14 protein-coding genes are annotated in these 17,240 nt (G+C 69.6%); 4 read left to right on the plus strand and 10 right to left on the minus strand.

Annotated elements, in window-relative coordinates; translation table 11 throughout:
• Positions 1-168: 168 nt before the first annotated feature.
• The 3 genes from ACY34K_RS29510 to thyX form a co-directional block, all read right to left on the minus strand.
• Positions 169-1,854: a ribonuclease J gene (locus ACY34K_RS29510; RefSeq protein WP_462752525.1), complete on the minus strand. Its 1,686-nt coding sequence runs from the start codon at positions 1,852-1,854 to the stop codon at positions 169-171.
• A 127-nt stretch (positions 1,855-1,981) separates the two neighbouring features.
• Complete coding sequence (gene dapA, locus ACY34K_RS29515; RefSeq protein ID WP_462752526.1) at positions 1,982-2,881, minus strand: 4-hydroxy-tetrahydrodipicolinate synthase; 900 nt, start codon at positions 2,879-2,881, stop codon at positions 1,982-1,984.
• Between the two features lie 221 nt (positions 2,882-3,102).
• Positions 3,103-3,843, minus strand: a complete 741-nt coding sequence (gene thyX / locus ACY34K_RS29520) for an FAD-dependent thymidylate synthase (protein ID WP_462752528.1) — start codon at positions 3,841-3,843, stop codon at positions 3,103-3,105.
• Positions 3,844-4,019: 176 nt separating this feature from the next.
• Here thyX and ACY34K_RS29525 point away from each other — a divergent pair, with 176 nt between their 5' ends.
• Positions 4,020-4,259: a hypothetical protein gene (locus ACY34K_RS29525; protein WP_462752530.1), complete on the plus strand. Its 240-nt coding sequence runs from the start codon at positions 4,020-4,022 to the stop codon at positions 4,257-4,259.
• A 95-nt stretch (positions 4,260-4,354) separates the two neighbouring features.
• Positions 4,355-4,909, plus strand: a complete 555-nt coding sequence (locus ACY34K_RS29530) for a hypothetical protein (protein ID WP_462752532.1) — start codon at positions 4,355-4,357, stop codon at positions 4,907-4,909.
• Here the strand turns inward: ACY34K_RS29530 and ACY34K_RS29535 are convergent.
• The 6 genes from ACY34K_RS29535 to eccD form a co-directional block, all read right to left on the minus strand.
• Positions 4,906-5,358 (minus strand): tetratricopeptide repeat protein, encoded by a 453-nt coding sequence (locus ACY34K_RS29535; protein WP_462752534.1) that lies wholly within the window; start codon positions 5,356-5,358, stop codon positions 4,906-4,908. The genes ACY34K_RS29530 and ACY34K_RS29535 overlap by 4 nt on opposite strands.
• Positions 5,358-6,113 (minus strand): 4-hydroxy-tetrahydrodipicolinate reductase, encoded by a 756-nt coding sequence (gene dapB, locus ACY34K_RS29540; RefSeq protein ID WP_462752536.1) that lies wholly within the window; start codon positions 6,111-6,113, stop codon positions 5,358-5,360. The genes ACY34K_RS29535 and dapB overlap by 1 nt, the downstream gene beginning before the upstream one ends.
• Before the next feature lie 23 nt (positions 6,114-6,136).
• Complete coding sequence (locus ACY34K_RS29545) at positions 6,137-7,516, minus strand: M16 family metallopeptidase (protein ID WP_462752538.1); 1,380 nt, start codon at positions 7,514-7,516, stop codon at positions 6,137-6,139.
• Positions 7,513-9,744 carry a polyribonucleotide nucleotidyltransferase gene (locus ACY34K_RS29550; protein WP_462752539.1) on the minus strand — a complete coding sequence of 744 codons (2,232 nt, stop codon included), beginning with the start codon at positions 9,742-9,744 and terminating at the stop codon, positions 7,513-7,515. Before ACY34K_RS29550 ends, ACY34K_RS29545 begins: the two co-directional genes overlap by 4 nt.
• A gap of 315 nt (positions 9,745-10,059) precedes the next feature.
• The gene (rpsO, locus tag ACY34K_RS29555; protein ID WP_023586232.1) at positions 10,060-10,350 is read right to left on the minus strand and encodes a 30S ribosomal protein S15; all 291 of its coding nucleotides are present in this window, start codon (positions 10,348-10,350) and stop codon (positions 10,060-10,062) included.
• A gap of 167 nt (positions 10,351-10,517) precedes the next feature.
• Positions 10,518-11,987, minus strand: coding sequence for a type VII secretion integral membrane protein EccD (gene eccD / locus ACY34K_RS29560; RefSeq protein WP_462752542.1), 1,470 nt, complete (start codon positions 11,985-11,987; stop codon positions 10,518-10,520).
• Between the two features lie 186 nt (positions 11,988-12,173).
• Between eccD and eccCa the strand changes: the two genes are divergently transcribed.
• Both eccCa and ACY34K_RS29570 read left to right on the plus strand, forming a co-directional pair.
• Positions 12,174-16,127 carry a type VII secretion protein EccCa gene (gene eccCa / locus ACY34K_RS29565; protein WP_462752544.1) on the plus strand — a complete coding sequence of 1,318 codons (3,954 nt, stop codon included), beginning with the start codon at positions 12,174-12,176 and terminating at the stop codon, positions 16,125-16,127.
• A gap of 446 nt (positions 16,128-16,573) precedes the next feature.
• Positions 16,574-16,819, plus strand: a complete 246-nt coding sequence (locus ACY34K_RS29570; protein WP_462752546.1) for a DUF397 domain-containing protein — start codon at positions 16,574-16,576, stop codon at positions 16,817-16,819.
• An 85-nt stretch (positions 16,820-16,904) separates the two neighbouring features.
• Here ACY34K_RS29570 and ACY34K_RS29575 read toward each other — a convergent pair whose 3' ends face one another.
• Positions 16,905-17,198 carry a WXG100 family type VII secretion target gene (locus tag ACY34K_RS29575; protein WP_462752548.1) on the minus strand — a complete coding sequence of 98 codons (294 nt, stop codon included), beginning with the start codon at positions 17,196-17,198 and terminating at the stop codon, positions 16,905-16,907.
• Positions 17,199-17,240 lie beyond the last annotated feature (42 nt).

The following is a 17,240-nucleotide window of genomic DNA, read 5'->3' on the forward strand; positions in this document are numbered from 1 at the left end:
ATCCGACTTTATCAGAAGATTCTGAGTCGAATTTCCGAACCTTCCCGGGCACCCTGTCAGGCACACAGATGTGCCGGGTTCCCGTTCAGGTGGAGCCGTAAACGTACTGGAGCGGGGCGCCCCGATGCAAATCGAGGGGCCCCGCTCCGTGTACGAGCCGACGAGGCGTCAGACCTCAACGACCACAGGGAGGATCATCGGGCGCCGGCGGTAGGTGTCGGACACCCACTTGCCGATCGTGCGGCGGATCAGCTGCTGCAGCTGGTGGGGCTCCGCGACGCCGTCGGCGGCCGAGCGGGCGAGGGCGTCCTCGATCCTCGGAATGACCGCGTCGAACGCGTTGTCCTCGATTCCGGAACCGCGGGCCGCGATGTGCGGACCGCCGGTGATCTTGCCCGTGGTCGAATCGACGACCACGAAGACGGAGATGATGCCCTCGTCGCCGAGGATGCGGCGGTCCTTCAGGGACGTCTCGGTGACGTCGCCGACGGAGAGGCCGTCGACGTACACGTAACCGGCCTGGACCTTGCCGACGATCTTGGCCTTGCCCTCGACGAGGTCGACGACGACGCCGTCCTCGGCGATGACGATGCGGTCCTTCGGGACACCCGTCAGGGCGCCGAGCTCCGCGTTGGCGCGCAGGTGGCGCCATTCGCCGTGGACCGGCATGAGGTTCCGCGGCTTGCAGATGTTGTAGAAGTACAGCAGTTCCCCGGCCGAGGCGTGCCCGGAGACGTGGACCTTGGCGTTGCCCTTGTGGACGACGTTGGCTCCCCAGCGGGTGAGGCCGTTGATCACGCGGTAGACCGCGTTCTCGTTGCCGGGGATGAGGGAGGACGCCAGGATGACCGTGTCGCCCTGGACGATACGGATCTGGTGGTCCCGGTTGGCCATGCGGGACAGTGCCGCCATCGGCTCGCCCTGGGAACCGGTGCAGACCAGCACGACCTCTTCGTCCGGGAGGTCGTCGAGGGTCTTCACGTCCACGACCAGACCGGCGGGAACCCTCAGATAGCCCAGGTCACGGGCGATGCCCATGTTGCGGACCATGGAGCGGCCGACGAAGGCGACCCGGCGGCCGTACTCGTGGGCCGCGTCGAGGATCTGCTGGATGCGGTGGACGTGGCTGGCGAAGCTGGCCACGATGATCCGCTTCTGGGCACCGGCGAAGACGGAGCGCATGACGTTGGAGATGTCGCGCTCGTGCGAGGTGAAGCCCGGGACCTCGGCGTTCGTGGAGTCCGACAGCAGGAGGTCGATGCCCTCCTCGCTCAGCCGGGCGAAGGCGTGGAGGTCGGTGAGGCGGTTGTCCAGCGGGAGCTGGTCCATCTTGAAGTCGCCGGTGTGGACGACCATGCCCGCGGGAGTGCGGATGGCGACGGCCAGGGCGTCGGGGATGGAGTGGTTGACCGCGACGAATTCGCAGTTGAAGGGGCCGAGCTGCTCGCGCTGCCCCTCGGCGACTTCGAGGCTGTACGGGCGGATGCGGTGCTCCTGGAGCTTGGCCTCGATGAGGGCGAGGGTCAGCTTGGAGCCGATCAGCGGGATGTCGGGCTTCAGGCGCAGAAGGTAGGGGACGCCACCGATGTGGTCCTCGTGACCGTGCGTGAGGACGATGCCCTCGATGTCGTCGAGGCGGTCCCGGATGGTGGTGAAGTCCGGCAGGATCAGGTCGATACCGGGCTGCTCCTCCTCGGGGAAGAGCACGCCGCAGTCGACGATCAGGAGGCGGCCGTCGTATTCGAAGACGGTCATGTTGCGGCCGATCTCCCCGAGGCCGCCGAGCGGGGTGACGCGCAGGCCGCCCTTGGGGAGCTTGGGGGGCGCGCCCAGTTCCGGATGCGGATGACTCAAAAGACTCTCCTCACCACGCACGCCACGTACCGCTGAGGCACGTGGCGCGCATGACATTCGTGCACTTGCTGTTGTCTGGTTGTTGATCTTGATGCAGTTGTTTCATATTCAGTTGTGAAGTCTTTGACTACAGCTCTACCCCGCCGGCGGCGAGATCGATCTTGAGCTGAGTGGTTTCCTCCGGGCTGAGCTCCACGAGGGGGAGGCGCAGCGGGCCGGCGGGCAGGCCCTGGAGGGCGAGCGCGGCCTTGGTGGTCATGACACCCTGGGTGCGGAACATGCCGGTGTAGACCGGGAGCAGCTTCTGGTGGATCTCGGTGGCCTTCTGCACGTCCCCGGAGACGAAGGCGTCGACGAGGGCCCTGAGGTCGGGCGTGACCACATGGCCGACGACGGAGACGAAGCCGACGGCGCCCACGGAGAGCAGGGGCAGGTTCAGCATGTCGTCGCCGGAGTACCAGGCGAGACCGCTGCGGGCGATGGCCCAGCCGGCACGGCCCAGGTCACCCTTGGCGTCCTTGTTGGCGACGATGCGGGGGTGATCGGCGAGCCGGACGATCGTCTCGGTGTCGATCGGGACACCGCTGCGGCCGGGGATGTCGTAGAGCATCACGGGCAGGGCGGTGGAGTCGGCGATGGCCGAGAAGTGACGGTACAGGCCCTCCTGAGGGGGCTTGTTGTAGTAAGGCGTCACTGCGAGCAGGCCGTGAGCGCCGGCGCGTTCGGCGGTGCGGGCGAGCTCGATGGAGTGGTGGGTGTCGTTGGTGCCGATGCCGGCGACGACGTGGGCGCGATCGCCGACGGCCTCCAGGACCGCTCGTACGAGCTGGTCTTTCTCCGCGTCGCTGGTGGTCGGGGACTCGCCGGTGGTGCCGTTGATGATCAGGCCGTCGTTGCCTGCGTCCACCAGATGGGCAGCGAGCCGCTGAGCGCCGTCGAGGTCGAGCGCGCCGTCCGCCGTGAAGGGCGTGACCATAGCGGTGAGAACCCGCCCGAAGGGGGTCTGCGGAGTGGAGATCGGAGCCATGGGTAACACGCTACTCGCTGCTCAGCGCACTGGGACCCCTCGGGGGACGTGATGGGTGTCCCCCTGGGGGGTGCGGGGAGGTGGATCCCGGCACTGCCTGCTCGGGGGTTCAAGCAGTGCCGGGTCCGTTTGATCAGCCTAGATGAACTTCTCGGAACGCCGCAATACGGACACTTCGGGCGGCTGATCCGTACATCTGTGCCTGGCGAGACGGGTGTGGCTCAGGGGGCGACGCGGCCGTTGGCGTTGAAGGCGGCGTAGGTGAGCGGCATCAGCCGCGCCCACTGCTCCTCCATCTTCTCGCCGACCATCTCGATCTCCCGCTGCGGGAAGGACGGCACCTTCGCCAGTTCGTGCTGGGTGCGCAGGCCGAGGAAGTGCATCAGCGAGCGGGCGTTACAGGTGGCGTACATGGACGAGAACAGACCGACCGGGAGCACCGAACGGGCGACCTCGCGGGCGACGCCGGCGGCCAGCATCTCCTGGTACGCCTCGTACGCCTGGATGTAGGAGGACTCCATCGTGTCCCGCACGAGCCGGGACTGCTCCTCGGTGCCCTCGACGAAGACGTACTTGCCCGGGCGGCCCTCCTGGACCAGCTTGCGGGAGGCGTCCGGCACGTAGAACACCGGCTGCAGCTCCCGGTAGCGGCCCGACTCCTCGTTGTACGACCAGCCCACCCGGTGCCGCATGAACTCGCGGAAGACGAAGATGGGGGCGCTGATGAAGAAGGTCATGGAGTTGTGCTCGAAGGGGCTGCCGTGCCGGTCCCGCATCAGGTAGTTGATGAGCCCCTTCGACCGCTCCGGGTCCTTCTGGAGTTCCTCGAGCGACTGCTCGCCGGCGGTGGAGACCCGGGCGGCCCACAGCACGTCGGAGTCGGCAGCGGTGTGCTTGACCAGTTCGACGGTCACGTCGCTGCGGAAGCTGGGCTTGAGCTCTTCGGTGGGGGTGTCGGTCACCGGCGGGGTCCTTCCAATTACGTCGCTCGGGCGGCGCCCACTCTACGGCCCGGCACCGACAGGACACGGCTCGGGACATTGCTCGGTCAATCTGGGGAATTCGGGCACCAAATCGCCGCTGCGTACGTCTGTCCCTGTAGCAGCGTCCATCACGAGCTTTCAAGGAGAGAACTCACATGTTCCGCCGGCGTGAGGCAGTCCCGTTCGCGTTCGTCGCCGAGGCCGACCGCTTCCGCAGTAACGTCACCCCTCCGGACCGCCAGCGGCCCAGTCTGTCGGAGGTGGCGGGCCGTACGCTCCTCGGACTGACCGTCGTCGCCGGTCTGGCCGGGTCGCTGCTGTTCGGGCTGCCTGCCATGGAGTCCGGCCCGTCGGCCGGTCACACGCAGCAGTCCGAGGCCTCGCAGGGCCGCTGACCCCATACGGACCCCTGGGGTGGCCGGGCGTCAGGGCGCTGGGTAGCCTCACCGGGCACAGCCCAAACGAGCGTGCGTATGAGTGAGGATCAGTCGTGCCCCTGCCCTTTCTGACGGCCGATCGTGCTTTCGACGCGAGCAGCGACGACGTCGCGCTTCCGTTCGACGATCACGACCAGTGGCGCCGTCCCTACCGGCCGGGGCCCTGGCGGGTCGCCGCGGCGGCGCTGGCACTGTTGCTCGCCTCGTTCATGCTGCTGGCGACGATGATCATCGCGTTCGCCGGGGCCCTTCCGGGGGTTGCGGTGTGCCTCGGGCTCGCCACCCTGGTCATCTGCTGCGCGCTGCGGGTGCTGCGCATGGGCACCTGGGTGAGCCGCCGGGGGACGCGCAGGGTCGGCTTCTTCCGGACGCAGACCCTGCCCTGGGCGAGCGTCTCGGCCGTACGGACGGTGCAGCAGCCCGTGCGCTGGCTCGGGCTGCCGCGCACCGTGCAGGGGCAGGCGCTCGTCCTCGTACGGCAGGGCGGTGAGCAGCTGACGCTGCTCACCGACCACAACGCCGATTTCCTGTCCCGGGTCGAGGCGTTCGACCGGGCGGCCGACACCGTCGAGGCGTGGACCGCCGAGTACGGGCCGGCTCAGGCCTAGGACGCGGCCGGCCTGCCCTCGTGGAGGGCGATCGCGCGCTGCATCGCCTTGCGGGCGCGCGGGGTGTCACGGGCGTCGTGGTAGGCGACCGCGAGCCGGAACCAGCAGCGCCAGTCGTCCGGTGAATCCTCGGTCTCCTCACGCCGCTTGGCGAAGACGGCGTCGGCCGAGTCGCGGTCGATACGGCCGCCGGGCGTGCGCTTCAGCTCGTCGACCGGCAGGCCGCCCTCCGCCTCGAGCACGGCGGCGAGCCGGTTGGCCTTGGTGACGAACTGCGTGTTCTTCCACAGGAACCAGATGCCGATGACCGGCATGACGAGCACCGCGCCACCGAAGGTGACGGTGAGTGCGGTGCCCTGCTGGATCAGCATGACGCCACGGCTGCCGACCAGGACGAAGTACACGACCAGGACGGCCGCCGTGATGGCGTAGGTGAGCTTCGCGCGCATCAGCCCAGGTCCAGGAAGTGTTCCAGGCCGAAGGTGAGGCCCGGGGTGGTGACCACGCGGCGAGCGCCCAGCAGAATGCCCGGCATGAAGCTGCTGTGGTGGAGCGAGTCGTGGCGGATCGTCAGCGTCTCGCCCTCGCCACCGAGGAGGACCTCCTGGTGGGCGAGCAGCCCGCGCAGGCGCACGGCGTGGACCGGGACGCCGTCGACGTCCGCGCCGCGCGCACCGTCCAGGGCGGTCGCCGTCGCGTCGGGCTGTGGGGCGCAGCCCGCTTCGGCGCGGGCGGCGGCGATGAGCTGGGCGGTGCGGGTGGCGGTGCCGCTGGGGGCGTCCACCTTGTTCGGGTGGTGCAGCTCGACGACCTCGACCGACTCGAAGTAACGGGCCGCCTGGGCCGCGAACTTCATGGTGAGGACCGCCCCGATGGAGAAGTTGGGGGCGATGAGGACGCCGGTCTCCGGGGATGCCTCCAGCCAGCCGTTCAGCTGGCTCAGCCGGTCCTCGGTCCAGCCGGTCGTACCGACGACGGCGTGGATGCCGTGACGGACGCAGAAGTCGAGGTTGCCCATCACGGAGGCCGGCGTGGTCAGTTCGACCGCGACCTGGGCGCCCTTCTCCGCGAGGGTCTCCAGCTTGTCGCCCCGGCCGAGGGCCGCGACCAGTTCCATGTCGTCGGCGGCCTCGACGGCGCGTACGGCTTCGGAGCCGATGCGTCCCTTGGCGCCGATGACCGCGACCCGCAGCTTGCTGCTCATGCTCGTACTTCCTTCGCTTGGCGTCAGGACACCGCTTCGTGCAGGCGGTCCGCCTGCTTGTCCTTCAGGGGGCCGATCACGGACAGCGACGGGCGCTGTCCGAGGAGCTCGCCGGCCACCGCGCGTACGTCGTCGGGGGTGACCGCGGCCATGTGGGCGAGCATGTCGTCGACGGACATCTGGTCGCCCCAGCACAGCTCGCTCTTGCCCATGCGGTTCATCAGGGCACCGGTGTCCTCCAGGCCGAGGACGGTGGAGCCGGAGAGCTGGCCGACGGCGCGGCTGATCTCGTCGTCGGACAGGCCTTCGCGGGCGACCCGGTCCAGTTCGTCCCGGCAGATCTTGAGGACGTCGTGGACCTGGCTGGGGCGGCAGCCCGCGTACACGCCGAACAGTCCGCAGTCGGCGAAGCCCGAGGTGTACGAGTACACGCTGTAGGCCAGGCCGCGCTTCTCGCGGACCTCCTGGAAGAGGCGCGAGGACATGCCGCCGCCGAGGGCGGTGTTCAGCACGCCGAGGGCCCAGCGGCGGTCGTCGGTGCGGGCGAGGCCCGGCATGCCGAGGACGACGTGGGCCTGCTCGGTCTTCCGGTTCAGCACCTCGACGCGGCCGGCCGTGCGGATGGCGCGGTGGCCGTCGCGGGGGGTGACGGGGACGGCGTCGGTGCGGGTGAGGGCACCGGCCTTCTCGAAGGCCTTGCGGACCTGGCGGACGACCGTGGCGTGGTCGATGTTGCCGGCGGCGGCGACGACCAGGTGCGTGGGGTCGTAGTGCTTCTTGTAGAAGCGGCGGATGCGGTCCGCGGACAGGGCTTCGATGGTGTCGACGGTGCCGAGGACCGGGCGGCCCAGCGGGGTGTCGCCGAACATCGTCTTCGCGAAGAGGTCGTGGACGACGTCACCCGGGTCGTCCTCGGTCATCGCGATCTCCTCGAGGATGACGCCGCGCTCGGCGTCGACGTCCTCTTCGAGGATCAGCGAGCCGGTGAGCATGTCACAGACCACGTCGATCGCGAGCGGCAGGTCGGTGTCCAGCACGCGCGCGTAGTAGCAGGTGTACTCCTTCGCCGTGAAGGCGTTCATCTCTCCGCCGACGGCGTCGATCGCCGAGGAGATGTCGAGGGCACTGCGCTTGTGGGTGCCCTTGAAGAGGAGGTGCTCCAGGTAGTGGGTGGCACCGTTGAGGGCGGGGGTCTCGTCGCGCGAGCCGACGTGTGCCCAGATGCCGAAGGTGGCGGAGCGTACGGAGGGCAGGGTCTCGGTGACGATGCGCAGGCCCCCGGGGAGGGTGGTCCTGCGGACCGTTCCGATGCCGTCCTTGCCCTTGAGGAGCGTTTGGGTACGGGCGACGGCCCGCGCCTCCGAAGAGGTGCGGGCCGTCGTCCTGGAACTACGGGACGTCACTTGTCGGTGTCGTCCTTCTCGGTGGCGCCGTCGGCGGAGGCGTTCTCCTCGTCCGCGATCACGGGGATCAGGGAGAGCTTGCCGCGCTGGTCGATCTCGGCGATCTCGACCTGGACCTTGGAGCCGACCGCGAGCACGTCCTCGACGTTCTCCACGCGCTTGCCGCCGGCGAGCTTGCGGATCTGCGAGATGTGCAGCAGGCCGTCCTTGCCCGGGAGCAGGGAGACGAACGCACCGAAGGTGGTGGTCTTGACGACCGTCCCCAGGTAGCGCTCGCCGACCTCCGGCATGGTCGGGTTGGCGATGCCGTTGATCGTGGCGCGGGCGGCCTCGGCGGCCGGGCCGTCGGCGGCACCGATGTAGATGGTGCCGTCGTCCTCGATCGTGATCTCGGCGCCGGTGTCCTCCTGGATCTGGTTGATCATCTTGCCCTTGGGGCCGATGACCTCGCCGATCTTGTCCACGGGGATCTTGACGGTGATGATCCGCGGGGCGTTCGGGGACATCTCGTCCGGGGTGTCGATCGCTTCCATCATCACGTCGAGGATGTGGAGGCGGGCGTCACGGGCCTGCTTGAGGGCCGCGGCCAGGACGGAGGCCGGGATGCCGTCCAGCTTGGTGTCGAGCTGGAGAGCGGTGACGAAGTCCTTCGTACCGGCGACCTTGAAGTCCATGTCGCCGAAGGCGTCCTCCGCACCGAGGATGTCGGTGAGGGCGACGTAGTGCGTCTTGCCGTCGATCTCCTCGGAGATCAGGCCCATGGCGATGCCGGCGACGGGGGCCTTGAGGGGCACACCGGCGTTCAGCAGCGACATGGTGGAGGCACAGACCGAGCCCATGGACGTCGAGCCGTTGGAGCCGAGGGCCTCGGACACCTGGCGGATCGCGTACGGGAACTCCTCGCGCGTCGGCAGCACCGGCACGATCGCGCGCTCGGCGAGCGCGCCGTGGCCGATCTCGCGGCGCTTGGGCGAGCCCACGCGGCCGGTCTCACCGACGGAGTACGGCGGGAAGTTGTAGTTGTGCATGTAGCGCTTGCGGGTCACCGGGGAGAGGGTGTCCAGCTGCTGCTCCATGCGGAGCATGTTGAGGGTGGTGACGCCCAGGATCTGGGTCTCGCCACGCTCGAACAGCGCGGAGCCGTGCACGCGCGGGATGGCCTCGACCTCGGCGGCGAGCGTACGGATGTCCGTCAGGCCACGGCCGTCGATGCGGACCTTGTCCTTGATGACGCGCTCGCGGACCAGCTTCTTGGTCAGCGCGCGGTACGCGGCGGAGACCTCCTTCTCGCGGCCCTCGAACTGCGGGAGCAGCTTCTCGGCGGCGATCTCCTTGACGCGGTCCAGCTCGGCCTCGCGCTCCTGCTTGCCGGCGATGGTGAGCGCCTGGGAGAGCTCGTTCTTCACCGCGGCGGTCAGCGCCTCCAGGACGTCGTCCTGGTAGTCGAGGAAGACCGGGAACTCGCCGACCGGCTTGGCGGCCTTGGCGGCGAGGTCCGACTGGGCCTTGCAGAGGACCTTGATGAAGGGCTTCGCGGCCTCGAGACCGGCGGCGACGACCTCCTCGGTGGGCGCCTCGGCGCCGCCCTTGACGAGCTGGATGGTCTTCTCGGTGGCCTCGGCCTCGACCATCATGATCGCGACGTCGCCGTCCTCCAGGACGCGACCGGCGACGACCATGTCGAAGACGGCGTCCTCGAGCTCGGTGTGCGTCGGGAACGCGACCCACTGGCCGTTGATCAGCGCGACACGGGTGCCGCCGATCGGGCCGGAGAAGGGCAGGCCGGCCAGCTGCGTGGAGCAGGAGGCGGCGTTGATCGCGACCACGTCGTACAGGTGGTCGGGGTTGAGCGCCATGATCGTCTCGACGATCTGGATCTCGTTGCGCAGGCCCTTCTTGAAGGAGGGGCGCAGCGGCCGGTCGATCAGGCGGCAGGTGAGGACGGCGTCCTCGGAGGGACGGCCCTCACGGCGGAAGAAGGAGCCGGGGATCTTGCCGGCCGCGTACATCCGCTCCTCGACGTCCACCGTCAGGGGGAAGAAGTCGAGCTGGTCCTTGGGCTTCTTGGAAGCGGTGGTGGCCGACAGCACCATGGTGTCGTCGTCCAGGTAGGCCACGGCGGAGCCGGCGGCCTGCTTGGCCAGGCGGCCCGTCTCGAAGCGGATGGTGCGGGTGCCGAAGGAGCCGTTGTCGATGACGGCCTCGGCGTAGTGGGTCTCGTTCTCCACTAGCGATTTCTCCGTTACTTTGTCGTCTTTGCGTCCCCGACGCCCGTGTGGCGAGGGACGGGGGTGGAGAAGCGCGCCTTGTGTGCGGGCCGGTCTTCGATCGAAGCACCCGGGGTGTGTGTCCCGGGGGCCACTACCGAGGACCGGCGGCGGCGAGGGGCGCCTCTCCTGTGCCTTTGCGGCGTTATGGGGTTTCCGTTATTGCGTTGTGCGACCAGATTACTGAGCTTGTGCCCAGGTTGGCATTCCGGTCACTGCGCGTACAGCAAAGGGAGCGGCCCCCTCTTGCGTGGGAACCGCTCCCTTCACGGCGTCTTACTTGGCACCGCCGGCCGCACCGCGGCGGATGCCGAGGCGGTCGACCAGCGCACGGAAGCGCTGGATGTCCTTCTTGGCCAGGTACTGCAGCAGGCGGCGGCGCTGGCCGACCAGGATCAGCAGACCACGGCGGGAGTGGTGGTCGTGCTTGTGGGTCTTGAGGTGCTCGGTCAGGTCCGAGATGCGGCGGGAGAGCAGCGCGACCTGGACCTCGGGGGAGCCGGTGTCGCCCTCCTTGGTGCCGAACTCGGCCATGATCTGCTTCTTCGTAGCGGCGTCGAGAGACACTCGGTACTCCTCTTGGTGTTCGATGCGCCCGCGAGTGCCCCTGGTCTTTGTCTCAGGGGAGCTTCCGTGACTCGGAGGCGAAGGTCCGATGAGCGCTGCCTCCAGATGATCCGGAAGCGCGTACACAAACGGCCGTCACACAGCGTACCAGCCCGCGAGAGCCCCGTTCACTTGCTCGTCAGCGAGCGGGCGGCGTTGAAGACGTCCAGGACGGCCAGGCAGAGCGGAACCAGGGAGAGCAGCACGAACCCCTCGGTGAGGTCGAGCAGGCGGCCCCAGAAGGGCGAGAGGCCCTTCCTGGGGATGATCAGCCCGATCGCGGTGATCATGGCGGCGCCCGCGGCGACCGAGGCGGTGAGCCAGATCGTACGGATGTCCAGGCCGCCCCGGTCGCCGTACATGATCAGGTCCTGGACGAGGTCCAGCGGCGGGTTGAGGGAGAGGCCCAGGACGAGCAGGGCGATCGCGGCGATGCCGGCGACCAGGGCACAGGCGACCTGCGAGGTGTAGCGGAAGAGCCGGGCCCGCAGCAGCATGGCGAGCCCGGCGCCGAGGGCGAGGAGCTGGCCCCAGACGTTGCCGGTGAAGCCGAGGACGGCCGCGCAGGCGACGACGACGGCCGCGCAGCCGCCGACCAGGCCGAGCAGCATCTCGTGGCCGCGACGGGCCTGGAGCGCGATGCGCTCGGCGTCGACGGGCTCGGCCTCGGGGGTCTCCTCGCCGGGATTGGCGAACTCGTCGGTGGCGCTGCGGGGCGAGGCGTAGCCGATGGGGAGGCGCGCGAAGCGGGCGGAGAGGCCCGGCAGGAAGGCGACCAGGCCGATGGCGACAGGGGCGCAGACGGCGGCGGTGGCGGTGGCGGAGGCCTTGGTGAGGATCGCGCCGAAGGTGGCGAGGGTGCCGACGACGGCGAGGAAGGTCGCCGCGACGAAGGGGGCGTCGCCGCTCGGGGTGAGCGCGACGAGGGTGACGGAGGCGATCAGGACCGTCACGCAGCCGAGCAGGAACTGCAGCTTGCCGGGGCCGTCGCCGGCGTTCGGGCCGATGATGCCGGAGCCGGCGATGAGCAGCAGCGGCAGGGCGCCGAGGCCGAGCGCGACGGCGGTGGCGCGGTCGCCGTAGACCCGGGCGCGCACGCCGGCGAAGGCGGTGAGCAGCAGGCCCGCGGCGCCCGCGATGATGCCGGGCAGGCTGTGCATGTCGTGGCGCAGCGGGTCGGCGAACCAGAGGACGAAGCCCATCAGGACGAGCAGCAGCACACCACCGACGAGCCCGGCGCCGCGCAGCAGGTCGTCGCTCCACAGGTGACGGTCGCGGGTGACGGCGGAGGCGACGGCGTCGGAGACGTCGTCGAAGACCGCAGGCGGCAGGGACTCGGCGAACGGGCGCAGGGAGAGCACCTCGCCGTCGAGGACCTGCTGGGCGGCGAGTGTGCGGGCGCCGTCGAGGACGGAGCCGTCACGGCGCACCAGGTGGTAGCCGGTGGGGGTACCGGCGGCCTGGGTCTGGCCGGTGAGGCGCAGGATCTCCGGGTAGACGTCGGCGACGGCGATGTCCTCGGGAAGGGCGACATCGATGCGGCTGTCCGGCGCCACGACGGTGACGCGGCAGAAGCCGGTCGCTACGGACGTACTCACGTGTCTGGACCCCCTGATTCGCGGTTGCGCACACTGCGCGCGCCACCCTACCGGGGAGTGGTGCCGGGGGTTGCAAGTAGGATCACCGTCCGAGCGGGGGATGTCCGCTCGGCAGAACTGTCGCGGGGGCGCCGGTGCGGATCGTGCCTTCCGATTTCCGTCCGTATCCGAGGGATTGATGCTCCGGTGAGCCAGATCGTCGTCAAACGCCCGCCGAGGTCCCTTCCGCCGGAAGTGCCCACGGAACAGCTGACTCTGGAGTCCCCGCCCGAGCTTCCGCGGGGGCAGCAGGAAGGCATGCTGATGCAGATCCTGCCGGTCCTCGGCATGGGCTCGTCGGTGGTCTTCTTCTTCTCGCCGCAGGCGCCTCCCTTCATGCGCATCATGGGCGTTCTGATGCTGGTGTCGACGGTCGCGATGATCGCCGCGCAGATCGTCAGGTACCGGCGCGGTACGCAGGGGCAAATTGCCGATGTGCGGCGCGACTACCTCAAATACCTTGCCCAGACCCGGCGTACGGTCCGGAAGACGGCCCGCAAGCAGCGGGACGCGCAGTTGTATCTGCACCCGGCTCCCGAGCAGTTGTGGTCGGTGGTGGCGGAGGGCTCGCGCGTGTGGGAACGGCGCGTGGGCGACAAGGACTTCGGTCAGGTGCGGCTGGGGCTCGGCGCGCAGCAGCTGTCCACTCCGCTCGTCGCGCCTGAGACGGCGCCGGTCGACGAGCTGGAGCCGCTGTGCGCGGGCGCGATGCAGCAGTTCCTGGCGGTGCACGGCTCGTTGGACGGGCTGCCGATGGCCGTGTCGATGCGGGCCTTCTACCACGTGACGGTCTCCGGTGAGCCGGAGGCGGCGCAGGGATCGGCGCGGGCGCTGGTGTCGCAGCTGGTGACGCTGCACTCGCCCGAGGACCTGGTGGTCGCGGTGGTGGCCGCGCCCGGTGCGGTGGCGCGCTGGGACTGGACGAAGTGGCTGCCGCACACCCAGGTGCCGGGTCAGGTCGACGGGGCCGGTACGAAGCGGCTGTTCGGCGACGACCTGGGCGAGCTGGAGCAGATGCTGCGCGCCAAGCTGGACGGGCGGCCGCGGTTCAGCCGGGAGAACCAGCCGGTGCTGGACCAGCCGCACGTGGTGGTGGTCCTGGACGGTGGCATGGTGCCGCCGGACTCGCTGTTCGCGGCGGCCGAGGGGCTGCAGGGCGTGACCATCATCGAGGTGATCTCCGGCGATCTGGACGAGCCGCGCGGTGGCCTCTCGGTGGTCGTGCGGCCGGGGCGGCTGCGGCTGGAGTCGGGTTCCGGTTTCGCGTACGAGGGTGCGGCGGACACGATCTCGCTGCCGGCGGCCGAGGCGCTGGCCCGTCAGCTGGCGCCGCTGCGGATGGGCGGGGGCGACGACGACGAACCCCTGCTGGCCAACCTGGACTTCACGGATCTGCTGAACCTGGGCGACGCGGCCGCGGTGGACGTGGCCCGGACGTGGCGGCCCCGGTCGACGGCCGAGCGGCTGCGGGTGCCGATCGGTGTCGGCGAGGACGGCCAGCCGGTGATGCTGGACCTCAAGGAGGCCGCGCAGGAGGGCATGGGCCCGCACGGTCTGTGTGTGGGTGCGACGGGTTCCGGCAAGTCGGAGCTGCTGCGCACGCTGGTCCTGGGTCTGGCCGTGACGCACTCCTCGGAGACCCTGAACTTCGTGCTGGCGGACTTCAAGGGTGGTGCGACGTTCGCGGGCATGTCGCAGATGCCGCACGTCGCCGCGGTCATCACCAACCTGGCGGACGACCTGACGCTGGTGGACCGCATGGGTGACGCGATCCGCGGTGAGCTGCAGCGCCGGCAGGAGCTGCTGCGCTCGGCGGGCAACTACGCCAACATCCACGACTACGAGAAGGCGCGCGCGGCGGGTGCCCCGCTGGAGCCGCTGGCCTCGCTGGTCCTCGTCATCGACGAGTTCTCCGAACTGCTCACCGCCAAGCCCGACTTCATCGACATGTTCATCCAGATCGGCCGTATCGGCCGTTCGCTGGGTGTGCATCTGCTGCTCGCCTCGCAGCGTCTGGAGGAGGGCAAGCTGCGGGGCCTGGACACGTATCTGTCGTACCGGATCGGTCTGCGGACGTTCTCGGCGGCGGAGTCGCGTACGGCGATCGGTGTGCCCGACGCGTACCACCTGCCGTCGGTGCCGGGTTCCGGCTACCTGAAGTTCGGCACGGACGAGATGACGCGCTTCAAGGCGGCGTACGTGTCGGGGACGTACCGCACGGGCGGGCCGCAGCTGTCGGCGGACCACCTGCCGATCGAGCGGCGCCCCGCGCTGTTCACCGCGGCGCCGGTGCCGGTGGTGTACGCGGCGCCGGACCCGGCGTACCTGTCCTCCTCGCGGAACGAGGAGGACGACGCCCTCGCGGACACGGTGCTCGATGTCATCGTGCGCCGGCTGGAGGGCCAGGGTGTGCCGGCGCACCAGGTGTGGCTGCCGCCACTGGACCAGGCGCCGACGCTGGACCATCTGCTGCCGGGCCTGGCGCAGACCGCGGACCGGGGCCTCACGGCGACGGAGTACACCCGCCCGGGCGGTCTGATCGTGCCGCTGGGTCTGATCGACAAGCCGTTCGAGCAGCGTCGCGAGGTGCTGTACCGGGACTTCTCGGGTGCGGCGGGCCACATGATGGTCGTCGGCGGTCCGCAGTCCGGAAAGTCGACTCTGATGCGGACGCTGATCTCGTCGTTCGCGCTCACCCACACCCCGCACGAGGTGCAGTTCTACGGGCTGGACTTCGGTGGTGGCGGTCTGGCGTCGCTGGCGGACCTGCCGCACGTGGGCGGGATCGCGTCCCGGCTGGACCCGGAGCGGGTACGGCGTACGGTCGCCGAGGTCATGGGTGTGCTCAACCGGCGGGAGGAGTTCTTCCGGGCGAACCGCATCGACTCCATCGCCACCTACCGCCGCAAGCGGGCGGCTGGTGAGCTGCCGGGCGAGGCCTGGGGCGATGTGTTCCTGGTGATCGACGGCTGGGGCGGTTTCAAGAACGACTACGACACCCTGGAGCCGGTCGTCGCGGACATCGCCTCGCGCGGTCTGGGCTACGGCGTGCACGTCGTGATCACGGCGGCGCGGTACATGGAGGTCCGGGCGGCACTGAAGGACCAGATGCTGGGGCGTCTGGAACTGCGGCTCGGCGATGTCATGGACTCCGAGTTCGACCGCAAGGTCGCCGCGAACGTGCCGCCGGGTGTGCCGGGGCGCGGCCAGGTGCCGGAGAAGCTGCACTTCATGGGTGCGCTGCCGCGTATCGACGGCTCCAGCTCCGGACACGATCTGGCGGACGGGACGGCGGCGTTCGTGCAGGCCGTCCGCGGCGGCTGGGCCGGTCCGGCGGCGCCGGGCGTGCGGCTGCTGCCGCGCAAGCTGCCGGCGGAGCAGCTCCCGAAGGGCTTCGAGTACCCGCAGCACGGCATCGCGATCGGCATCGACGAGACCAACCTGGAGCCGGTGTTCGTCGACTTCGAGTCGGATCCGTTCTTCCTCATCTTCGGTGAGAGCGAGTCCGGCAAGACGGCGCTGCTGCGGCTGATCGCCAAGCAGCTGTGCGAGCGGTACACGCCGGAGCAGGCGCGGATCGTGGTCGGTGACTACCGGCGCACCATGCTGGAGGCCGTGGCGCCCTCGCACCTGCTGGAGTACGCGCCGATGGCGTCCGCCATGCAGATGCACATGGACGCGATCAGCACGGTGATGGAGAAGCGCGCGCCGAAGCCGGACATCACGCCGCAGCAGCTGCGCGACCGCAGCTGGTGGACGGGCCCGCAGCTGTTCGTCCTCATCGACGACTACGAGCTGGTGGCGACGAACTCCGGCAACCCGCTCCAGGTGCTGGTGGAGAACCTGCCGTTCGCGCGGGACGTCGGTATCCGCTTCATCGTGGCCCGCAGCGCCGCGGGCGCCTCGCGGGGTCTGTACGAGCCCTTCATGCAGCGCGTGAAGGAGCTGGGCGCGCAGGGCATCGTACTGTCGGGCGACCCGAGCGAGGGCGACATCATCGGCAACGTCCGCCCGCGCCCGATGCCACCGGGCCGAGGCACCTTCGTCTCCCGCAAGCGCGGCACACCGCTGGTCCAGCTGGGCTGGATGCCGGACCGGTAGCCGGAAGTGTCGTGACGACTGTGCCGCGGAGCCGGCGCGACAGCGAGGCGGCGCCGGGCGGGAGGGTTCTCGGGCCGGGATCGACGAGGGCACCGATCTGCTCGGCGACGGCCGGGACGGGGTAGGTGCCGGGGGCGCCGGCGAGCCCGCGACCCCCTGGATGGACCCGATGAGTGAGAGGCTGATGGGCGGCCGTGACGACGTCACGGCCGCCCGCGGCACAGAGCTGGTGCGACTCCTGCCGGGTGACATGGTGCTCAAGCGGAACCCCGGGGGCGAGGGTCTCGGTCCGCATCCCCGCCTCGTACGTGGCCGACGCGGCCGATCGGCCGGGCAGGCGGGAAGCCGTACGAAGAGGCCCCACTTTCGAGTGACCCATGAGCGGGCGTCGCGGCAAGTAGTGTGAACGGGACGCTCGTTCGTACCAGCCCGAAGGGACCCCGCCCATGGCCGAGGCACTCGACAAGGAACGGCAGAAGGAAGAGCTCTACGCCCTGGACATCTCCGGGGTGGAGTGGCAGGGCGCGCCCGGGACGAGTCCTGATGAGGAGCGCGTGGAGATCGCGCATCTGCCGGGTGGGGCCGTGGCCATGCGGTCGTCGCTGGATCCCGGGACCGTGCTTCGGTACACGGAGGCCGAGTGGCGGGCGTTCGTGCTCGGGGCGCGGGACGGTGAGTTCGACCTGACGTAGGCCGCGCACGAGGCGAAGGACCGGAGACGACGAGAAGGGGGCTGCCCGCGGTGCGGGCAGCCCCCTTCCGGGTGCGCGGGGCGCGTCAGTGCATCATGCGGAAACGGGCGGCGTTGCCCTTGTCCGTGTCCTGGTAGCCGATGACCGACTCGTCCAGGAGGCGCGCGATGGTGGCGAGCTCGGCGGTCAGGCCGGCCATGTCGCGGGCCGTCTGGTCCTGGATCTCCTTGTAGGCGAGCTTGGCTTCACCGTCCCAGTTCTCGGCGACGCGGTTGACGTGCGTCATGAGGGTGGTGAGCTGGTCGTTGAGGTACTTCGAGGTGCCCCGGACATCGCTGGCCGCGGTGGTCACTGTGTCGTAATTGACGGCAGTGGTCATTGTCTGCTCCTAGTGGCGAAGTTCAGCTGAAGTGGGACCGGG

It is taken from the genome of Streptomyces sp. STAM6 (genome assembly GCF_054963715.1).

Excerpts from the sequence above, each read along its gene's own strand:
- dapA (WP_462752526.1), bottom strand. The coding sequence starts at position 2,881 with ATGGCTCCGATCTCCACTCCGCAGACCCCCTTCGGGCGGGTTCTCACC.
- ACY34K_RS29525 (WP_462752530.1), top strand. The coding sequence starts at position 4,020 with ATGTTCCGCCGGCGTGAGGCAGTCCCGTTCGCGTTCGTCGCCGAGGCC.
- ACY34K_RS29535 (WP_462752534.1), bottom strand. The coding sequence starts at position 5,358 with ATGCGCGCGAAGCTCACCTACGCCATCACGGCGGCCGTCCTGGTCGTG.
- dapB (WP_462752536.1), bottom strand. The coding sequence starts at position 6,113 with ATGAGCAGCAAGCTGCGGGTCGCGGTCATCGGCGCCAAGGGACGCATC.
- ACY34K_RS29570 (WP_462752546.1), top strand. The coding sequence starts at position 16,574 with ATGGCCGAGGCACTCGACAAGGAACGGCAGAAGGAAGAGCTCTACGCC.
- ACY34K_RS29575 (WP_462752548.1), bottom strand. The coding sequence starts at position 17,198 with ATGACCACTGCCGTCAATTACGACACAGTGACCACCGCGGCCAGCGAT.